Origin of the sequence: Burkholderia anthina, assembly GCF_902498995.1 — a bacterium.
In the GTDB taxonomy this organism is placed as follows: domain Bacteria; phylum Pseudomonadota; class Gammaproteobacteria; order Burkholderiales; family Burkholderiaceae; genus Burkholderia; species Burkholderia anthina.
This window is the reverse complement of record NZ_CABVLY010000009.1, coordinates 202,798-220,268: the sequence shown is the minus strand read 5'-3', so window position 1 is coordinate 220,268 and position 17,471 is coordinate 202,798. Positions and strand designations below refer to the sequence as shown.

General features: G+C 66.7%; 14 protein-coding genes. 11 read left to right on the top strand and 3 right to left on the bottom strand.

The genetic code is table 11. From position 1 onward, the window contains the following. Positions 1 to 28: 28 nt before the first annotated feature. From BME24068_RS14560 to def, 3 genes are all read left to right on the top strand, one after another. On the top strand, positions 29 to 1,330 hold the full coding sequence (locus tag BME24068_RS14560) for a cell division protein ZipA C-terminal FtsZ-binding domain-containing protein (protein ID WP_174926509.1): 1,302 nt from the start codon (positions 29 to 31) through the stop codon (positions 1,328 to 1,330). Positions 1,331 to 1,500: 170 nt separating this feature from the next. Next, the gene (gene ligA / locus BME24068_RS14555; protein ID WP_174926508.1) at positions 1,501 to 3,576 is read left to right on the top strand and encodes an NAD-dependent DNA ligase LigA; all 2,076 of its coding nucleotides are present in this window, start codon (positions 1,501 to 1,503) and stop codon (positions 3,574 to 3,576) included. Further along, on the top strand, positions 3,573 to 4,106 hold the full coding sequence (gene def, locus BME24068_RS14550) for a peptide deformylase (protein WP_096507327.1): 534 nt from the start codon (positions 3,573 to 3,575) through the stop codon (positions 4,104 to 4,106). The genes ligA and def overlap by 4 nt, the downstream gene beginning before the upstream one ends. Positions 4,107 to 4,222: 116 nt before the next feature. Here the strand turns inward: def and BME24068_RS14545 are convergent, their stop codons facing one another. From BME24068_RS14545 to map, 3 genes are read right to left on the bottom strand one after another with little or no spacing between them, the layout of a single operon-like run. Then, the gene (locus BME24068_RS14545) at positions 4,223 to 6,064 is read right to left on the bottom strand and encodes a pseudouridine synthase (RefSeq protein ID WP_174926507.1); all 1,842 of its coding nucleotides are present in this window, start codon (positions 6,062 to 6,064) and stop codon (positions 4,223 to 4,225) included. 16 nt (positions 6,065 to 6,080) lie between these two features. Then, a complete protein-coding gene (locus BME24068_RS14540) occupies positions 6,081 to 8,657 on the bottom strand; it encodes a [protein-PII] uridylyltransferase (RefSeq protein WP_096503365.1) in 2,577 nt (858 codons plus the stop codon). 45 nt (positions 8,658 to 8,702) lie between these two features. Then, positions 8,703 to 9,518, bottom strand: coding sequence for a type I methionyl aminopeptidase (gene map / locus BME24068_RS14535; RefSeq protein WP_046545985.1), 816 nt, complete (start codon positions 9,516 to 9,518; stop codon positions 8,703 to 8,705). A 390-nt stretch (positions 9,519 to 9,908) separates the two neighbouring features. Between map and rpsB the strand changes: the two genes are divergently transcribed. The 8 genes from rpsB to rseP all read left to right on the top strand — a co-directional run bounded on the left by rpsB (position 9,909) and on the right by rseP (position 17,467). Continuing rightward, the gene (gene rpsB, locus BME24068_RS14530; RefSeq protein ID WP_011352461.1) at positions 9,909 to 10,649 is read left to right on the top strand and encodes a 30S ribosomal protein S2; all 741 of its coding nucleotides are present in this window, start codon (positions 9,909 to 9,911) and stop codon (positions 10,647 to 10,649) included. A 162-nt stretch (positions 10,650 to 10,811) separates the two neighbouring features. After that, positions 10,812 to 11,693: a translation elongation factor Ts gene (gene tsf, locus BME24068_RS14525; protein WP_096503363.1), complete on the top strand. Its 882-nt coding sequence runs from the start codon at positions 10,812 to 10,814 to the stop codon at positions 11,691 to 11,693. 156 nt (positions 11,694 to 11,849) lie between these two features. Continuing rightward, the gene (gene pyrH, locus BME24068_RS14520) at positions 11,850 to 12,563 is read left to right on the top strand and encodes a UMP kinase (protein WP_011885142.1); all 714 of its coding nucleotides are present in this window, start codon (positions 11,850 to 11,852) and stop codon (positions 12,561 to 12,563) included. Positions 12,564 to 12,665: 102 nt separating this feature from the next. Continuing rightward, a complete protein-coding gene (frr, locus tag BME24068_RS14515) occupies positions 12,666 to 13,226 on the top strand; it encodes a ribosome recycling factor (RefSeq protein ID WP_096503361.1) in 561 nt (186 codons plus the stop codon). 49 nt (positions 13,227 to 13,275) lie between these two features. Further along, complete coding sequence (gene uppS, locus BME24068_RS14510; protein WP_096503359.1) at positions 13,276 to 14,058, top strand: polyprenyl diphosphate synthase; 783 nt, start codon at positions 13,276 to 13,278, stop codon at positions 14,056 to 14,058. Further along, a complete protein-coding gene (locus BME24068_RS14505; protein ID WP_174926506.1) occupies positions 14,052 to 14,873 on the top strand; it encodes a phosphatidate cytidylyltransferase in 822 nt (273 codons plus the stop codon). Before uppS ends, BME24068_RS14505 begins: the two co-directional genes overlap by 7 nt. Positions 14,874 to 14,888: 15 nt before the next feature. Then, positions 14,889 to 16,085 (top strand): 1-deoxy-D-xylulose-5-phosphate reductoisomerase, encoded by a 1,197-nt coding sequence (locus BME24068_RS14500; protein ID WP_174926505.1) that lies wholly within the window; start codon positions 14,889 to 14,891, stop codon positions 16,083 to 16,085. Positions 16,086 to 16,096: 11 nt separating this feature from the next. Next, positions 16,097 to 17,467: an RIP metalloprotease RseP gene (gene rseP, locus BME24068_RS14495; RefSeq protein ID WP_174926504.1), complete on the top strand. Its 1,371-nt coding sequence runs from the start codon at positions 16,097 to 16,099 to the stop codon at positions 17,465 to 17,467. The last annotated feature ends 4 nt before the right edge of the window (positions 17,468 to 17,471 follow it).

The window sequence follows — 17,471 nt, the reverse complement described above, 5'->3', positions numbered from 1 at the left end:
ACGAAAAAGAATTGCTGATGGAGCGTGCATGGACGAGTTGACACTCGGTTTGATCGGCGCGGGCGCCGTCGTGGTGGGCGGCGTCGTGGTCTACAACGCGTGGCAGGGCGCGAAGGTGCGGCGCAAGATGCCGCGCCCGATGCCGGAAGAAGCGGCCGAGGCGATGAATCGCCCCGAGCGCGACGATGAGCGGCCGTTCATCGAGCCGGTGCGCCAGCCCACGCGGCGTGAACCGGCCGCACCGGCGCCGGCGGCGGCCGCGAGTGCGTCGACCGACGCCGCGCGCGTCGAGCCGACGTTCGGCGGCGTAGCGCCGGCGGACACGCCGGCCGACCTGCAGGCCGAGGCGACCGGCACCGACCCGTCGCCGGAGTCGACCGAATCGGCTGCATCGACCGAACCGACCGTTCACGCAGAACCGGCAGCCGCCGCGTCCGAAGCACCGGCGCCCGCGGCATCGAACGAGCCGGCCGAACCCGTGCTGCCGGCTGCGACGACGATCTCGTCGGCGCCTCCCGCGATCGTCGACCGCCGGATCGACTGCATCGTGCCGATCCGCCTTGGCGGATCGCTGCCGGGCGACAAGATCCTGCCGGCCGCCCAGCGGCTGCGCCGGGCGGGCAGCAAGCCCGTGCATATCGAAGGCAAGCCGGAAGGCGGCCAGTGGGAGCTGCTGCAGAACGGCGTGCGCTATGAAGAGCTGCGCGCGGCCGCACAGCTCGCGAATCGCAGCGGCGCGCTCAACGAGCTTGAATTCTCCGAATTCGTGACGGGTGTCCAGCAGTTCGCCGATGCAATCGACGGCGCGCCGGAATTCCCGGACATGATGGAGACGGTCGCGATGGCGCGCGAGCTCGACGGCTTTGCCGCGCAGTGCGATGCGCAGCTGTCGATCAACGTGATGTCGGACGGCGCGCCGTGGTCGGCGAACTACGTGCAGGCTGTTGCCTCGCAGGACGGGCTGCTGCTGTCGCGCGACGGCACGCGCTTCGTGAAACTCGACGCGAAGCAGAACCCCGTGTTCATGCTGCAGTTCGGCGACACGAACTTCCTGCGCGACGACCTCACGTACAAGGGCGGCAACATGATCACGCTGGTGCTCGACGTGCCGGTCGCGGAAGAGGACATCCTGCCGTTCCGGCTGATGTGCGATTACGCGAAGTCGCTGTCCGAGCGGATCGGCGCGCGCGTCGTCGACGATTCGCGCCGGCCGCTGCCGGAATCGACGCTGGTCGCGATCGATCAGCAGTTGATGAAGCTGTACGCGAAGCTCGAGGAAGCCGGCATCCCGGCCGGTTCGCCGGTCACGCGCCGCCTCTTCAGCCAGTAACGCGTGTTGCGGGCGGCGGCATCCGGTGCCGCCGCCCGTCGCTGCAGTGCCGCACACACGCCGCCCGCGTGCGCTGCGAGGGGCCGTGTGGCACGCATTGCGTGTCGCCGTCGCGGCGTCAAACTGAGATAATCGAACATCCGATTTTTCAGAACGAATCTGCCGCCAGCATGGCCCGAACCCAAGCCGAACCGCCAGCCAGCCAGCCCGACGCGCGTGCCGCGTGGCTGCGCGACCAACTCGAGCGGGCGAACCACGCCTACTACGTGCTCGACCAGCCGGATCTGCCCGACGCCGAATACGACCGGCTGTTTGGCGAGCTGCAGCAACTCGAAACCGATCATCCCGAACTCGTGACGCCCGATTCGCCGACGCAACGCGTCGGCGGCGAAGTGGCAAACGGCTTCACGCCGGTCGTCCATGACGCGCCGATGCTGTCGTTGAACAACGGTTTCGCCGACGAGGACATCGTCGCGTTCGACAAGCGCGTCGCCGATGCGCTCGACAAGACGACCGACCTCGCCGGTTCGGTGACCGACCCCGTCGAATACGCGTGCGAGTTGAAGTTCGACGGGCTCGCGATCTCGTTGCGCTATGAGCGCGGCGTATTCGTGCAGGCGTCGACGCGCGGCGACGGCACGACGGGCGAGGACGTGACGGAGAACGTCCGCACGATCCGCTCGATTCCGCTGAAGCTGAAAGGCGCCCACGTGCCGGCCGTGCTCGACGTACGCGGCGAGGTACTGATGTTCAAGCGCGATTTCGCACGCCTGAACGAACGTCAGCGCGCGGCCGAGCAGCGCGAATTCGCGAACCCGCGCAATGCGGCGGCGGGCAGCCTGCGCCAGCTCGACCCGAAGATCACCGCGCAGCGTCCGCTGTCGTTCTTCTCATACGGGATCGGTGTGCTCGACGGCATGCCGATGCCGGATACGCACAGCGCGCTGCTCGACTGGTACGAGTCGCTCGGGTTGCCGGTGAACCGTGAGCGCGCGGTCGTGTACGGCGCCGACGGGCTGCTTGGCTTCTTCCGCAAGATCGGCGAGAAGCGCGAGTCGCTGCCGTACGACATCGACGGCGTCGTCTACAAGGTGAACCGGCGCGACGAACAGGACCGTCTCGGCTTCGTGTCGCGTGCGCCACGCTTTGCGCTCGCGCACAAGTTTCCCGCACAGGAAGCGCTGACGAAGCTCGTCGCGATCGACGTGCAGGTCGGCCGTACCGGCGCGATCACGCCCGTTGCACGGCTCGAACCCGTGTTCGTCGGTGGCGCGACGGTGACCAACGCGACGCTGCACAACGAGGATGAAGTACGCCGCAAGGACATCCGGATCGGCGATACCGTGATCGTTCGACGAGCGGGCGACGTGATTCCGGAGGTCGTCGGCGCGCTGCTCGATCGCCGGCCGGCCGATGCGGCCGAATTCGTGATGCCGACCGAATGCCCGGTGTGCGGCTCGAAGATCGAGCGGCTGCCCGACGAGGCGATCGCGCGCTGCACGGGCGGCCTGTTCTGCCCGGCGCAGCGCAAGCAGGCGCTGTGGCATTTCGCGCAGCGCCGCGCGCTCGACATCGACGGGCTCGGCGAGAAGATCATCGATCAGCTGGTCGAACTGAATCTCGTGCGCACGCCGGCCGACCTGTTCAATCTGGGTTTCGCGACGCTCGCGGAACTCGACCGGTTTGCCGACAAGTCCGCGCAGAACCTGCTCGACTCGCTCGAGAAGGCGAAGCACACGACGCTCGCGCGCTTCATTTACGGGCTTGGCATCCGGCATGTCGGCGAGTCGACCGCGAAGGATCTCGCGAAGCATTTCGGTTCGCTGACACCGATCATGGACGCGTCGATCGACGAACTGCTCGAAGTCAACGACGTCGGGCCGATCGTCGCCGAGTCGCTTCACCAGTTCTTCGCGGAAGAGCACAACCGGACCGTGATCGAGCAACTGCGCGCGCCCGGCAGGGTCACGTGGCCGGAGGGCCCGCCTGCGCCGAAGGCGCCGCAGGGTGTGCTGGCCGGCAAGACGGTCGTGCTGACGGGCACGCTGCCTACGCTCACGCGCGACGCCGCGAAAGAGATGCTCGAAGCGGCGGGCGCGAAAGTCGCGGGCTCGGTATCGAAGAAGACGGATTACGTGGTTGCGGGTGCCGAGGCGGGCAGCAAGCTCGTGAAGGCCGAGGAACTCGGCATTCCCGTACTGGACGAAGACGGACTGCACCAACTCCTGGAGGGCAACACGCCATGATTCGCGAGATCCTGAAGATGGGCGACCCGCGCCTGCTCGAAGTCGCCAAACCGGTCGAGCGGTTCGATACACCCGAGTTGCACGAGATCGTCGCGGACATGTTCGAGACGATGCATCACGCGAACGGTGCGGGGCTTGCCGCGCCGCAGCTCGGCATCGGGCTGCAGATCATCATCTTCGGCTTCGGCAGCAACAACCGTTATCCGGACGCACCGCCCGTACCCGAGACCGTGCTGATCAACCCGAAGATCGAATACATGCCGCCGGACATGGAAGAGGGCTGGGAGGGCTGCCTGTCGGTGCCGGGCATGCGCGGCGTCGTCAGCCGCTACGCGAAGGTGCGCTATAGCGGTTACGACCAGTTCGGCGCGAAGATCGACCGCGTCGCCGAAGGCTTCCACGCGCGCGTGGTCCAGCATGAATACGACCACCTGATCGGCAAGCTCTATCCGATGCGGATCACCGACTTCACGCGCTTCGGTTTCACCGAGGTGCTGTTCCCGGGGCTCGATCCGGCCGACGACGACTGACCGGCACGCGGACGCCTGCGCGGCATGAGGTGCAGGCGCTGCACCGGAAAAGAAAAAGCCCGCGCAAGCGGGCTTTTTCTTTGCGTGGTACGCGTAGCGTGCTCGCCGTCAGAACGTCAGAACGACTCGTCGGCCGACAGATAGCGCCATTGCCCTTGCGGCAGCGCGCCCAGCATCACGCGGCCCATGCGCACGCGCTTCAGGCCGATCACTTCGAGGCCGACCAGCTCGCACATGCGGCGGATCTGACGCTTCTTGCCTTCGCGCAGCACGAAACGCAACTGCTCGCCGTTCTGCCAGCTCACCATCGCCGGCTTCAGCGCGACGCCGTCGAGTTCGAGACCGTGGCGCAGCTTCGCGAGCGATTCAGCCGGGAAATGCTGATCGATGTCGATGAGCCGCTCGCCGAAGCGCACGCGCACCAGATATTCCTTGTCGATGTCCGACTGCTCGCCGATCAGTTGCTTCGCGATCCGGCCGTTCTGCGTCAGCACGAGCATGCCGGTCGAATCGATGTCGAGGCGACCGGCCGGCGCGAGCGCGTGCAGGTGCTGCGGCGAGAATCGAACCTGCGAACGGTCGCCGCTCCACTGGTTCGCGCGCGTGATCAGCACGGATGCGGGCTCATAGCCGTCTTCCGCCTGACCGGACACGTAGCCGACCGGCTTGTGCAGCAGGATCGTCACTTGCGCGGCCTGCGCGGCGCTGGCGCGCTCGTCGATCTCGATCTTCTGGTCGGGGCGGACCTTGGTGCCGAGCGTGTCGATGCGTTCACCGTCGACGAGCACCCAGCCTTTCTCGATCCATTCGTCGGCTTCGCGGCGCGAGCACAGGCCGAGCTCGGACATGCGCTTCGACAGGCGCATCAGGCCCGTTTCGTCGCCGTGATCGATGTCGGCCTCGCGGCGCTTGACGGGTTGCGCGGTTTTCAGCGGCGCGCCGCTCGAGCGGCGCGCGGTGCTGCTGCGTTCGCCGTCGCGTGCGGGACGGGCCGGACGGTCGGACGACGTGCGGCGCTCGCCGAAGCTGCGCTTCGCGCCTTCACCGGCCGCCTTGTCGCGATAGGGCGCGCGTGCGGCGCCTTCGGCGCCGGCGCGGCGCGGTCGCGCATCGTCATCGCTGCGGCGGGCCGGACGATCGGACGACGTGCGGCGTTCGCCGAAGCTGCGCTTCGTGCCTTCACCGGCTGCCTTGTCGCGATAGGGTGCGCGTGTGCTGCCTTCGGCACCGGCGCGGCGCGGCCGCGCATCGTCGTCGCTGCGGCGGGCCGGACGATCGGACGACGCGCCGCGCTCGCCGAAGCTGCGTTTTTCGCCGTAGCCGGTTGCCTTGTCGCGATAGGGCGCGCGTGCGCCGCCTTCGGCATCCGAGCGGCGCGGCCGCGCATCGTCGCTGCGACGTGCGGGGCGATCGGACGACGCGCCGCGCTCGCCGAAGCTGCGCTTCTCGCCGTAGCCGGTTGCCTTGTCGCGGTAGGGCGCGCGTGCGCCGCCTTCGGCACCTGAGCGGCGCGGCCGCGCATCGTCGTCGCTGCGACGTGCGGGGCGATCGGACGATGCGCCGCGTTCGCCGAAGCTGCGCTTCGCGCCTTCACCGGCTGCCTTGTCTCGATAGGGTGCGCGTGCACCGCCTTCGGCGCTGCGATACGGACGGGCATCGCCGCGCTCGCCGCGGCCGCCCGGCTTCGCATCGCTGCGATAGCCGCGTTCCGCACCGCCGTCACGCGGGGCCCGCTTCGCCGGAGCACGTTCCGCATCCGGACGTTCCGTGGCACGCGGCTTGAATGCACGTTCGCCGGCGGCTGCCGGCGCGGACGCCTTCTTCGGGCGCGCCGGCTTGTCGGCCGCGGACGGTGCGGCGGGGCGCACGGCCTTGCGGGCGACGAGGCTGCCGGAGCGGACGGGGGCGCGGGTCGGCGACGCCGGCTTCGGATTCTTGACGGTTAATTTGGTGCGCATAAACGCTGGGATTCATTCAGACTGCGATCGCGCGCAGCAATTCGGTTTCGAGCTGGATCTGCAGGCGGTTGTCGGACAGGCCGGCACCGTCGAGCAGGAAGATGTCCTCGACGCGTTCGCCGAGCGTATTGATCCGCGCCGCGTGGACGCCGACCTGATGCTCGGCCAGGACGCGCGCGATCGAATAAAGGAGGCCCGGCCGGTCGTTCGCGGACACGGACAGGATGTAGTACTGGCCGCGCTCGTCGGCCCGGAGGTCGACGCGCGGCGTGATCGGAAACGTCCGGGACAGCCGCGACAGGCGGCCCTTGGACGGCTCCGGCAGCGCTGCGGTTTCGGCGAGCCGCGTCGCGAGTTGCTGTTCGACGAGGTTCGCGATGTCGCGGTAGCGCACGTCACGTTCGGTCTGCGTGACGATGAAGTTGTCGAGCGCATAGCCGTGCCGTGTCGTGCTCACGCGTGCATCGAGCACCGACAGCCCGTTGCGGTCGAAATACGCGCAGATGCCCGCGAACAGGTCGGGGCGGTCCTTCACGTACACGAGCACTTGCAGCGCGTCGCCGATCGGCGACGGCCGCGCGCGGACGATCGCGGTTTCGGCATTCACGTGCCGGTACAGCACGCGCGTCTGCCATGCGATGTCGGCCGCGTCGTGGCGCAGGAAGAAGCCGATGTCGAGCTGATCCCACAGCGCGCGGTGCGCGTCGTCGGGCACGGTCTCGAGGCGCAGCAGCGCGAGTGCTTCCTCCTGCCGCGACTTCAGCTCCGAATGCGCGTCGGGGTTCGCGCCGCCGAGCACCGCGAGCGTGATCCGGTACAGATCCTCGAGCAGCTTGCCCTTCCACGCGTTCCATACCTTCGGGCTCGTGCCGCGGATGTCGGCGACGGTCAGCAGGTACAGCGCGGTGAGCCGGCGCTCGGTGCCGACGAGTTCGGCGAAGCGCTTGATCACTTCCGGATCGCTCGTGTCCTGCTTCTGCGCGACCTGGCTCATCGTCAGGTGATGCTGGACGAGCCACACGATCAGTGCCGCATCGTCGCCGGTGATCCCGTGCTCGCGGCAGAAGCGCCGCGCGTCGGCCATCCCGAGCGTCGAGTGGTCGCCGCCGCGGCCCTTCGCGATGTCGTGGAACAGCGCGGCCACATACAGCACCCACGGGCGCTCGAAATTGCCGATCAGCTGACTGCAGAACGGGTACTCGTGCGCGTGCTCCGCCACCGCGAAGCGGCGGATGTTGCGCAGCACCATCAGGATGTGCTGGTCGACCGTGTACACGTGATACAGGTCGTGCTGCATCTGGCCGACGATGCGGCGGAAATTCAGCAGGTAGCGGCCCAGCACGCTCGTCTGGTTCATCAGGCGGAACGCGTGAGTGATGCCTTCGGGCTGCTGCAGGATCTGCATGAACATGCGGCGGTTCTGCGGTTCGCGCCGCCACGCGTTGTTCATGATTTCGCGCGAGTTGTACAGCGCGCGCAGCGTGCGGGCGGACAGGCCCTTCACGCCGCGGGTCGTCTCGTACAGCAGGAACGCTTCGAGGATTGCGTCGGGATGGCGCTCGAACACGCTGTCGTCGACGATCTCGAGCATGCCCTGCTTCTCGACGAAGCGGTCGGGCGACAGCACGCGCGTGATGCCGCTCGTCGCGGGGAACAGCTGCGCCTCGATGTTCTGGATCAGGATCGTCGCGAGCTGCGTGACGGCCTTCGCTGCCCAGTAGTAGCGGCGCATCAACTGCTCGCTCGTGCGCTTGGCCGGCGTCGGCCGGTAGCCGAAGCTCTCGGCCGCCTGCGTCTGCAGGTCGAACACGAGCATGTCCTGGCGCCGGCCGGCGATCACATGCAGCCGCGCGCGCAGCGTCTTCAGGAATCCTTCGTTGCGGCGCAGCTCGCGCGCTTCGCGCTCGGTGATGAGGCCGCGCGTGTCGAGTTCGCGCCAGCTGCTGCCGAAGCCGGCCGCGCGCGCGATCCACAGGATCGTCTGCAGGTCGCGCAGCCCGCCGGGGCTTTCCTTCACATTCGGCTCGAGGCTGTACGGCGTGTCCTGGAACTTCGCGTGGCGCTGGCGCATCTCGAGCACCTTCGCGGTGAAGAACGCGCGCGCGTCGAGCGCTTCGTGATAACGCACGGTGAAGCGCTCGAACAGCGCGGTGCTGCCGACGATGCGGCGCGCCTCCAGCAGCGAAGTCTGCACGGTGACGTCCTGCGATGCCTCCTCGATGCACTGGGCAACGGTACGCACGCTGCTGCCGATCTCGAGACCGAGATCCCATGCCATGCCGATGAAGCGCTCGATCCGCGTGTCGAGCGCGGGGTCGTGCGCATCGGGCAGCAGCACGAGGATGTCGACGTCGGAGTACGGTGCCAGCTCGGCGCGCCCGTAGCCGCCGACGGCGACGAGCGCGAGCGTCGCGGGCAGCCCGCAGTCGTCCCACACGCGCCTGAGCGCATCGTCGGTGAGTTTCGACAGCGCGTGCATCAGCGACGCGACGTTGGTCGCGCTGCGAAAGCGCTCGAGCATGTCGGTCTTGGCGGCCTTGAATTCGGCGCGCCGCGACAGCGCTTCGGGCGAGGGGGCGGCGTGAGCGCTCATGGGCGGCCGTTCAGGTGCGGGCAGGGCGGGCTGGCGCGACCGCGCTCAGACCGCGGCGGCCGGTTGCGCGAACACCGGCCGCGCGGGCGTGCCGGCCGACACGGTCAGCACGTCGTAACCCGTCTCGGTGACGAGTACCGTGTGTTCCCACTGCGCGGACAGGCTGCGGTCGCGCGTCTTGACCGTCCACTGGTCGGGCATCGTGCGGATGTCGCGCTTGCCCGCGTTGATCATCGGCTCGATCGTGAAGATCATCCCGGCCTTCAGCTCGATGCCGGTGCCCGGCCGGCCGTAGTGGACGACCTGCGGATCTTCGTGGAACACCGTGCCGATGCCGTGGCCGCAGTATTCGCGCACGACGCTGTAGCCCTGCGCTTCCGCGTGCTTCTGGATCGCATAGCCGATGTCGCCGAGGTGTGCGCCCGGCTTGACCTGGTCGATGCCGAGCCACATGCACTCGTAGGTGGTCTGCACGAGGCGCTTCGCGAGGATCGAGCCTTCGCCGACGATGAACATCCGGCTGGTGTCGCCGAAGTAGCCGTTCTTGATCACGGTGATGTCGATGTTCAGCGCATCGCCGTTCTTGATCACCTTCTCGCCCGGGATGCCGTGGCAGATCACGTCGTTGACCGAAATGCAGGTTGCCTTCGGGTACGGCGGATAGCCGGGCGGCTGATAGTTCAGCGGCGCGGGGATCGTGCCCTGCTCGTTGAGCATGAATTCGTGACAGAGCCGGTCGAGCTCGGCGGTCGTGACGCCCGCAACGACGTGCGGGGTGATGAAGTCGAGCACTTCGCTCGCGAGACGGCAGGCGACGCGCATCTCGGCGATGTCGTGTTCGTTTTTGAGCGTAATAGCCATCGAGGTATGCCTGGAATGCGGTGAATTGACGGATTATCGCACCTTATGGCGGGCCTCGCAGCCCCTGCCGGCGGTGCGGATGCGGGTTTTCGCGGATTGTCCGGCCCGCTGCCGCGCGGCAAGCAAAAGTAGCGGGCGACTTGAGAGCCGACAAATCGGCGTGCTATACTCTTTGGCTAAGTCGACATCCAAATGCCGAACCTGCCTCGGGCCTGCCCCCGGCGGGGCGGCAGTGGCGATGAAAGGCTTGCGGCACGGGCATTTTCGTACGTGCCGAATCGCAAGCCGGCGCAACCAGGGTGCCGGCCGCGCGGAACGAAGGTCCTTCGGGGCGCGTTCGCGCGGCGGTACGGCAGCCGGCTTAAGACCCAACCCTCGTGGAGAATTTACATGGCAGTTACGATGCGCCAAATGCTGGAAGCGGGTGTCCACTTCGGTCACCAGACGCGCTTCTGGAACCCGAAGATGGCTCCGTTCATTTTCGGTCACCGCAACAAGATTCACATCATCAACCTCGAAAAGACGCTGCCGATGTTCACGGACGCACAGAAGTACGTGCGCCAGCTGGCAGCTAACCGCGGCACGATCCTGTTCGTCGGTACGAAGCGCCAGTCGCGCGACACGATCGCTCAGGAAGCGCAGCGCGCGGGCATGCCGTACGTCAACGCACGCTGGCTCGGCGGCATGATGACCAACTTCAAGACGCTGAAGGTTTCGATCAAGCGCCTGAAGGACATGGAAGCAGCTGTCGAATCGGGCGAAACCGAGAAGATGAGCAAGAAGGAAGCGCTGCTGTTCGAACGCGAAATCGCCAAGCTGCAGAAGTCGATCGGCGGCGTGAAGGACATGGGCGGCATTCCGGACGCGATCTTCGTCGTCGACGTCGGCTACCACAAGATTGCCGTCACGGAAGCGAACAAGCTGGGCGTGCCGGTCATTGCCGTGGTCGATACGAACCACTCGCCGGAAGGTGTGGATTACGTGATCCCGGGTAACGACGACTCGAGCAAGGCAGTCGCGCTGTACGCCGAAGGCGTGGCCGACGCGATCCTCGAAGGCCGTGCGAACGCGGTCAACGAAGTGGTCCAGGCCGCACGCGGCGACGACGAATACGTCGAGGAAAACGCGTAACTGGCCCCGAGCCGGCGCAAAAAGGGGGCTCTCAACAGGCCCCCTTTTTTTAAGCTTGTGCGCCGGACCTGATCGCGTCGAATCGGCGCGGGTCCGGAAACGATTTTCGGCCGTTCGCGTCCAAGCGGGCGGCGTTGTGAATACAGACTCAAGGAGCGAATGATGGCGGCAATTACCGCAAGCATGGTGGCAGAACTGCGCGCAAAGACCGATGCACCGATGATGGAGTGCAAGAAGGCGCTGACGGAAGCCGACGGCGATCTGGCCAAGGCCGAAGAGCTGCTGCGCGTCAAGCTCGGCAACAAGGCGAGCAAGGCGGCATCGCGCGTGACGGCCGAAGGCGTCGTCGCATCGTTCGTCGGCGGCAACGCGGGCTCGCTGGTCGAGCTGAACTGCGAAACCGATTTCGTCGCGAAGAACGACGACTTCCTCGCATTCTCGAAGACGGTTGCAGAACTCGTCGCGACGCAAAACCCGGCCGACGTGGCTGCGCTGTCGGCGCTGCCGCTGGAAGGCTCGACGGTCGACGCAGTGCGCCTGGCCCTGGTCGGCAAGATCGGCGAAAACGTCTCGATCCGCCGTTTCGTGCGTTTCGAAACCGCGAACAAGATCGCGACGTACCTGCACGGCGCGCGTATCGGCGTGATCGTCGAGTACACGGGCGCGGAAGAGCAGGTCGGCAAGGACGTCGCGATGCACATCGCCGCGATGAAGCCGGTCGCGCTGTCGTCGGCCGACGTGCCGGCGGAACTGATCGACACGGAACGCCGCGTCGCCGAACAGAAGGCCGCCGAATCGGGCAAGCCGGCTGAAATCGTCGCGAAGATGGTCGACGGCAGCATCCAGAAGTACCTGAAGGAAGTGTCGCTGCTGAACCAGACGTTCGTTAAGAACGACAAGCAGACGATCGAGCAGATGCTGAAGGCAGCGAATGCGGCAGTGCAGAAGTTCGCGCTGTTCGTGGTCGGCGAAGGCATCGAGAAGCGCCAGGACGACTTCGCCGCCGAAGTGGCCGCGCAAGTCGCAGCAGCAAAGCAGCAGTAAGCAGTCAGGCAGTATCCGCGGCGGGCGTCCGCTCCGCCGCGGCCGGCGCCGCCGCCGGCCGGCCGGGAACCCCGGTTCGGCCGTCGGCGCTTGCCCGAATCAGTATTTCGCCCCTACAGTTCGTGGTTGTCATCCTCTCGTCGCTCGGAAGCCCCTATGTCCAATGCCTATAAACGCGTCCTCCTCAAACTCTCCGGCGAAGCGCTGATGGGCGACGATGCCTTCGGCATCAATCGCGCGACGATCGAGCGGATGGTGGCGGATATCGCCGAAGTCGTGGGTCTCGGCACGCAGCTCGCCGTTGTGATCGGCGGCGGTAATATTTTCCGCGGTGTCGCGGGCGGTGCGGCGGGCATGGACCGCGCAACGGCCGACTACATGGGGATGCTGGCGACGATGATGAACGCGCTGGCGCTGCAGGACGCGATGCGCCACGCCGGTATCGTCGCGCGCGTGCAGTCCGCGCTGCGCATGGACCAGGTCGTCGAGCCGTATATCCGGCCCCGCGCGATCCGCCAGCTCGAGGAAGGCAAGGTCGTGATCTTCGCGGCCGGCACGGGCAACCCGTTCTTCACGACGGACACGGCCGCCGCGCTGCGCGGTTCGGAAGTGGGCGCCGAGGTCGTGCTGAAGGCGACCAAGGTCGATGGCGTATATTCTGCCGATCCGAAGAAGGATCCGTCGGCCACGCGCTACACGACGATCAGCTTCGACGAGGCGATCAGCCGCAATCTGCAGGTGATGGACGCGACGGCCTTCGCGCTGTGCCGCGACCAGAAGCTGCCGATTCGCGTGTTTTCGATCAACAAGCCGGGCGCGCTCAAGCGCATCGTGCTGGGCGAGGACGAAGGTACGCTCGTCCACGTGTAAACTCCCGCGGATGCGGGCAAGCGGCGTGGGTCGTCGGCCGTGGTGCGAAGCGCGCCGGGCGGGGCCCGCGTTCTTTGAAGGTTTGAAGGTTCGGAGGTTGAAATGAGTGTCGCTGATGTCAAGAAGGGCGTAGAGCAGAAGATGCAGCGCTCGATCGAAGCGTTCAAGAACGATCTGGCGAAGATCCGCACGGGCCGTGCGCACACCGGTCTGCTCGATCACGTGCAGGTCGACTACTACGGGTCGATGGTGCCGATCTCGCAGGTCGCGAACCTGACGCTCGTCGATGCGCGTACCATCGGCGTGCAGCCGTGGGAAAAGAACATGGTCGCGAAGGTCGAGAAGGCGATCCGCGAAGCCGATCTCGGCCTGAACCCGGCCACGTCCGGCGACCTGATCCGCGTGCCGATGCCCGCGCTGACGGAAGAGCGCCGCCGCGAGCTGACCAAGGTGGTCAAGGGCGAAGGCGAAACGGCCAAGGTCGCGATCCGCAACCTGCGCCGCGACGCGAACGAAGCGCTCAAGAAGCTCGTGAAGGACAAGGAAATCTCGGAAGACGACGAGCGCCGTGCGAGCGACGACGTGCAGAAGCTGACGGACAAGCACGTCACCGAAGTCGACAAGCTCGTGCAGAGCAAGGAAGCCGAGATCATGACGGTCTGACGACCGTCCTCGCGCGCCGCCTTCTTCCCGCATTACTGTCTCAACGGCCATGACTTATACCAGCTCTACCGTTCGCGTGCCTGACGTCGGCGCCGTGCCGCGTCACATCGCGATCATCATGGACGGCAACGGCCGTTGGGCGACCGAACGCCGCTTGCCGCGCGTCGCGGGGCACACCCGCGGCGTGGATGCCGTGCGGGCGGTGGTCGAAGGCTGCGCGCGCGCCGGCGTCGAATACCTGACGCTGTTCGCGTTCAGTTCGGAAAACTGGCGGCGTCCGAACGAAGAAGTGTCGTTCCTGATGCGGCTGTTCATCACCGCGCTGGAGCGCGAAGTCGGCAAGCTGCACGCAAACGGGATCCGTCTGCGCGTCGTGGGCGACCTCGACCGCTTCGAGCCGCGCATCCGCGAACTGATCCGCCGCGCCGAAACCAAGACGGCGCGCAACACCCGCCTGACCCTGACGATCGCCGCGAACTACGGCGGCCGCTGGGATATCCTGCAGGCGACGAAGAAACTCATCGAGCAGTCCGTGCGCGAGGGGCGCGAGGTCGACGTGACCGAAGACGCGTTCGCGCCGCATCTGGCGATGGCCTACGCGCCGGAGCCCGATCTCTTCATCCGTACCGGCGGCGAACAGCGTGTCAGCAATTTCCTGCTGTGGCAGCTCGCGTACGCAGAATTCTATTTCACCGACAAATACTGGCCGGACTTCGACGGCGCGGCGCTGGCCGACGCGATCGCGTCGTATACCGAGCGCGAGCGCCGTTTCGGGCGTACCAGCGCGCAACTCGAACCGCAATCGCAGAACGCCGACTCCCTTTCATGCTGAAAACCCGTGTGATCACGGCGATCGTCATGCTGGCAGTGCTGCTGCCGGTGACGCTGTTCGCGCCGCTCACGGCGTTCGGCGCGCTGATCGGCGTCGTGCTCGTGTTCGCCGCGTGGGAATGGGCGCGCCTGCTGAAGCTGGGCGGCGCCGGTTCCGTCGTCTATGCAGTCGTCGCGGCGCTGGTACTCGCGGCGACCGTGCCGCTCGGCGTCGACGCGGCTTCATCCCGCCCCCTTTTCATGGCGGCCGGCGTGTTCTGGCTGCTGGTCGGTCCGTTTGCGCTGCGGCGCAAGCCGACGCTCGCGGCCGGCATATGGCGGCCGTTCCTGCTCGCAGCCGGGTTGCTGGTCTTCGCGGCCTGCTGGCACGCGCTCGTTGCGGCGCGTGCGCAGGGCGTTCCGTTCGTGTTGTCGCTGCTTCTGGTCGTCTGGCTGGCCGATATCGGCGCATACTTCGCCGGCAAGGCCTTCGGAAAGCGTAAACTGGCGATCACGATCAGTCCCGGAAAGAGCTGGGAAGGCGCGATCGGCGGCTGGCTTGCCGTGATGGTCGTAGCCGATGTCGCGATGGCCGCGCACTGGTTCGAGCCGACCCTGTTTTCCGCATTTGCCGCGCGCTACGGGATGCCCGGTGCGTGGGCCGCGCTGACGCTGCTGGTCGTCTACAGCGTGATCGGCGACCTGTTCGAGTCGCTGCTCAAGCGTCAGGCGGGCGTGAAGGATTCGAGCGGACTGCTGCCCGGTCACGGCGGCGTGCTCGACCGTGTCGATGCGCTGCTGCCGGTGCTGCCGCTCGCGATGCTGCTGCTTGGTTAAACCACTATTTCTGTTATGCAAAAACGTCTGACACTGCTCGGTTCCACGGGCTCGATCGGAGACAGCACGCTCGACGTGGTCGCCCGCCATCCGGAGCGTTTCTCGGTCTACGCGTTGACCGCGCACCGCAACGGCGACAAGCTCGTCGAGCAGTGCCTGCGCTTCGCGCCCGAAGTCGCGGTGGTCGGCGATGCGGCAACGGCCGCGCACGTCGAGGCGAAACTGCGCGCGGCGGGCAGCAAGACCACGGTGCTGTACGGGCCGCAGGCGCTCGTCGACGTGTCGAAGAGCGACGGTTGCGACACGGTCGTCGCGGCGATCGTCGGCGCGGCCGGCCTCGCGCCGAGCCTCGCGGCCGCGCGCGCCGGCAAGCGCATCCTGCTCGCGAACAAGGAATCGCTCGTGATGTCGGGCGGGATCTTCATGGACGCGGTGCGCGACCATGGCGCGATCCTGCTGCCGGTCGACAGCGAACACAACGCGATCTTCCAGTGCATGCCGCGCGACGCGAACGAGCACGGCGGGATTTCGAAGATCATCCTGACCGCGTCGGGCGGCCCGTTCCGCACGCGCGAGCCGGCCACGCTCGTCGACGTGACGCCGGACGAAGCCTGCAAGCATCCGAACTGGGTGATGGGCCGCAAGATCTCGGTCGATTCCGCGACGATGATGAACAAGGGCCTCGAAGTGATCGAGGCGCACTGGATCTTCGGCTTGGCCGGCGACCGGATCGAGGTGCTGATCCATCCGCAAAGCGTGATCCATTCGCTGGTGTCGTACCGCGACGGCTCGGTGCTCGCGCAGCTCGGCAACCCCGACATGCGTACGCCGATCGCGCATGCGCTCGCGTTCCCGGAGCGCGTCGACGCGGGCGTCGAGCAGCTCGACCTCGCGCAGATCGCACAGCTGTCGTTCGAAAAGCCCGACTACACGCGTTTCCCGTGCCTCGCGCTCGCGCTGAAGGCGCTTGAAGAGGGCGGCATCGCGAGCGCCGCACTGAACGCGGCGAACGAAATCGCGGTCGAAGCGTTTCTCGAGCGCCGGATCGGTTTCATGGCGATTGCGGCGACGGTCGATGCCGTGCTCAACGCGCTGCCGAACCGCAACCCGAACGGGCTCGACGACGTCCTTGCGGCGGATGCCGAGGCACGCCGCCTCGCCGCCGGAATCATTGCCCAAGCGCCTGCGCCCCGCGTGGAGCGTACTGTCTGAATGAGGTGCTCATGAACGTGCTGGTCGAACTGATCGCGTTTGCGGTGGCGATCGGGGTGCTGGTCGTCGTGCATGAGTACGGACATTATCGCGTCGCGCGCTGGTGCGGCGTGAAGGTGCTGCGTTTCTCGATCGGTTTCGGCCAGCCCGTTGCCCGTTGGGTCAGCCGCAAGACCGGCACCGAATGGACGCTCTCCGCATTGCCGCTCGGCGGTTACGTGAAGATGCTGGACGAGCGCGAGCCGGGGCCGGACGTCAAGCCCGAAGAGCTCGACCAGGCGTTCAACCGGCAATCGGTATTCAAGCGCATCGCGATCGTCGCCGCGGGCCCGATCGCGAACTTCCTGTTGGCAATCGTCCTGTTTTCCGCCGTATTCGCAACCGGCGTGACCGAGCCGGTCGCGGTGCTCGCACCGCCGGCCACCGGCACGGTCGCGGCGCGCGCGGGCTTCGACGGCGGCGAGACGATCGTGTCGATCCGCGACGAGCGCGGCAGCGAGTCCGAGCCCGTGCGATCGTGGTCGGATCTGCGCTGGAAGCTGCTGTCCGCCGCATTCGATCATCGCGAGATCGTGCTCGGCGCGCGCGACGGCGGTTCGACGTTCGACTTCCGCGTCGATCTGCGCAACGTTCCCGAAAGCCAGCTCGACGACGATTTCATGACGCACCTGGGCTTCGAGACCGGCGGCGGCACGTTGTCGGTGGCGTCCGTGCAGCCCGGCAGCGCGGCCGAGCAGGCGGGCCTGAAGACCGGCGACAAGCTGCTCGCGCTCGACGGTACGCCCATCGGCGGCGCATCGCGCTTCATCGACACGGTGAAGCACCATGCGGGCAAGCCGGTCGAGCTGCAGATCGAGCGTGGCGGCGCCACGCAGACCGTGTCGGTCGTGCCGCAGACGCAGCGCGACGACGACACGGGGCAGGAGATCGGCCGCATCGGCGCGGCGCTGTCGATGCACACGCCGTCGGTCGACGTCCGTTACGGCCCGATCGAAAGCCTGCAACTCGGCGCGCGCCGCACGTGGGACATCTCCGTCTATTCGCTGAAGATGTTCGGGCGGATGATCACGGGCAACGCATCGCTGAAGAATCTGTCCGGCCCGGTGACGATCGCCGACTACGCGGGCAAGAGCGCGCGACTTGGTCCGTCGGCCTTTCTATCGTTCCTCGCCCTTGTCAGCATTAGCCTCGGCGTACTGAACTTGCTGCCGATTCCCGTTTTGGACGGGGGGCATCTGTTATATTATCTGGTTGAAGCCGCGACCGGGAAAGCCATCTCGGAGCGCTGGCAGCTGATTCTGCAAAGAGCCGGGTTGATCTGCATCGTCGCGTTGTCGGCGATCGCGCTGTTCAACGACCTGGCTCGGTTAATCCATTTCTGAAGCG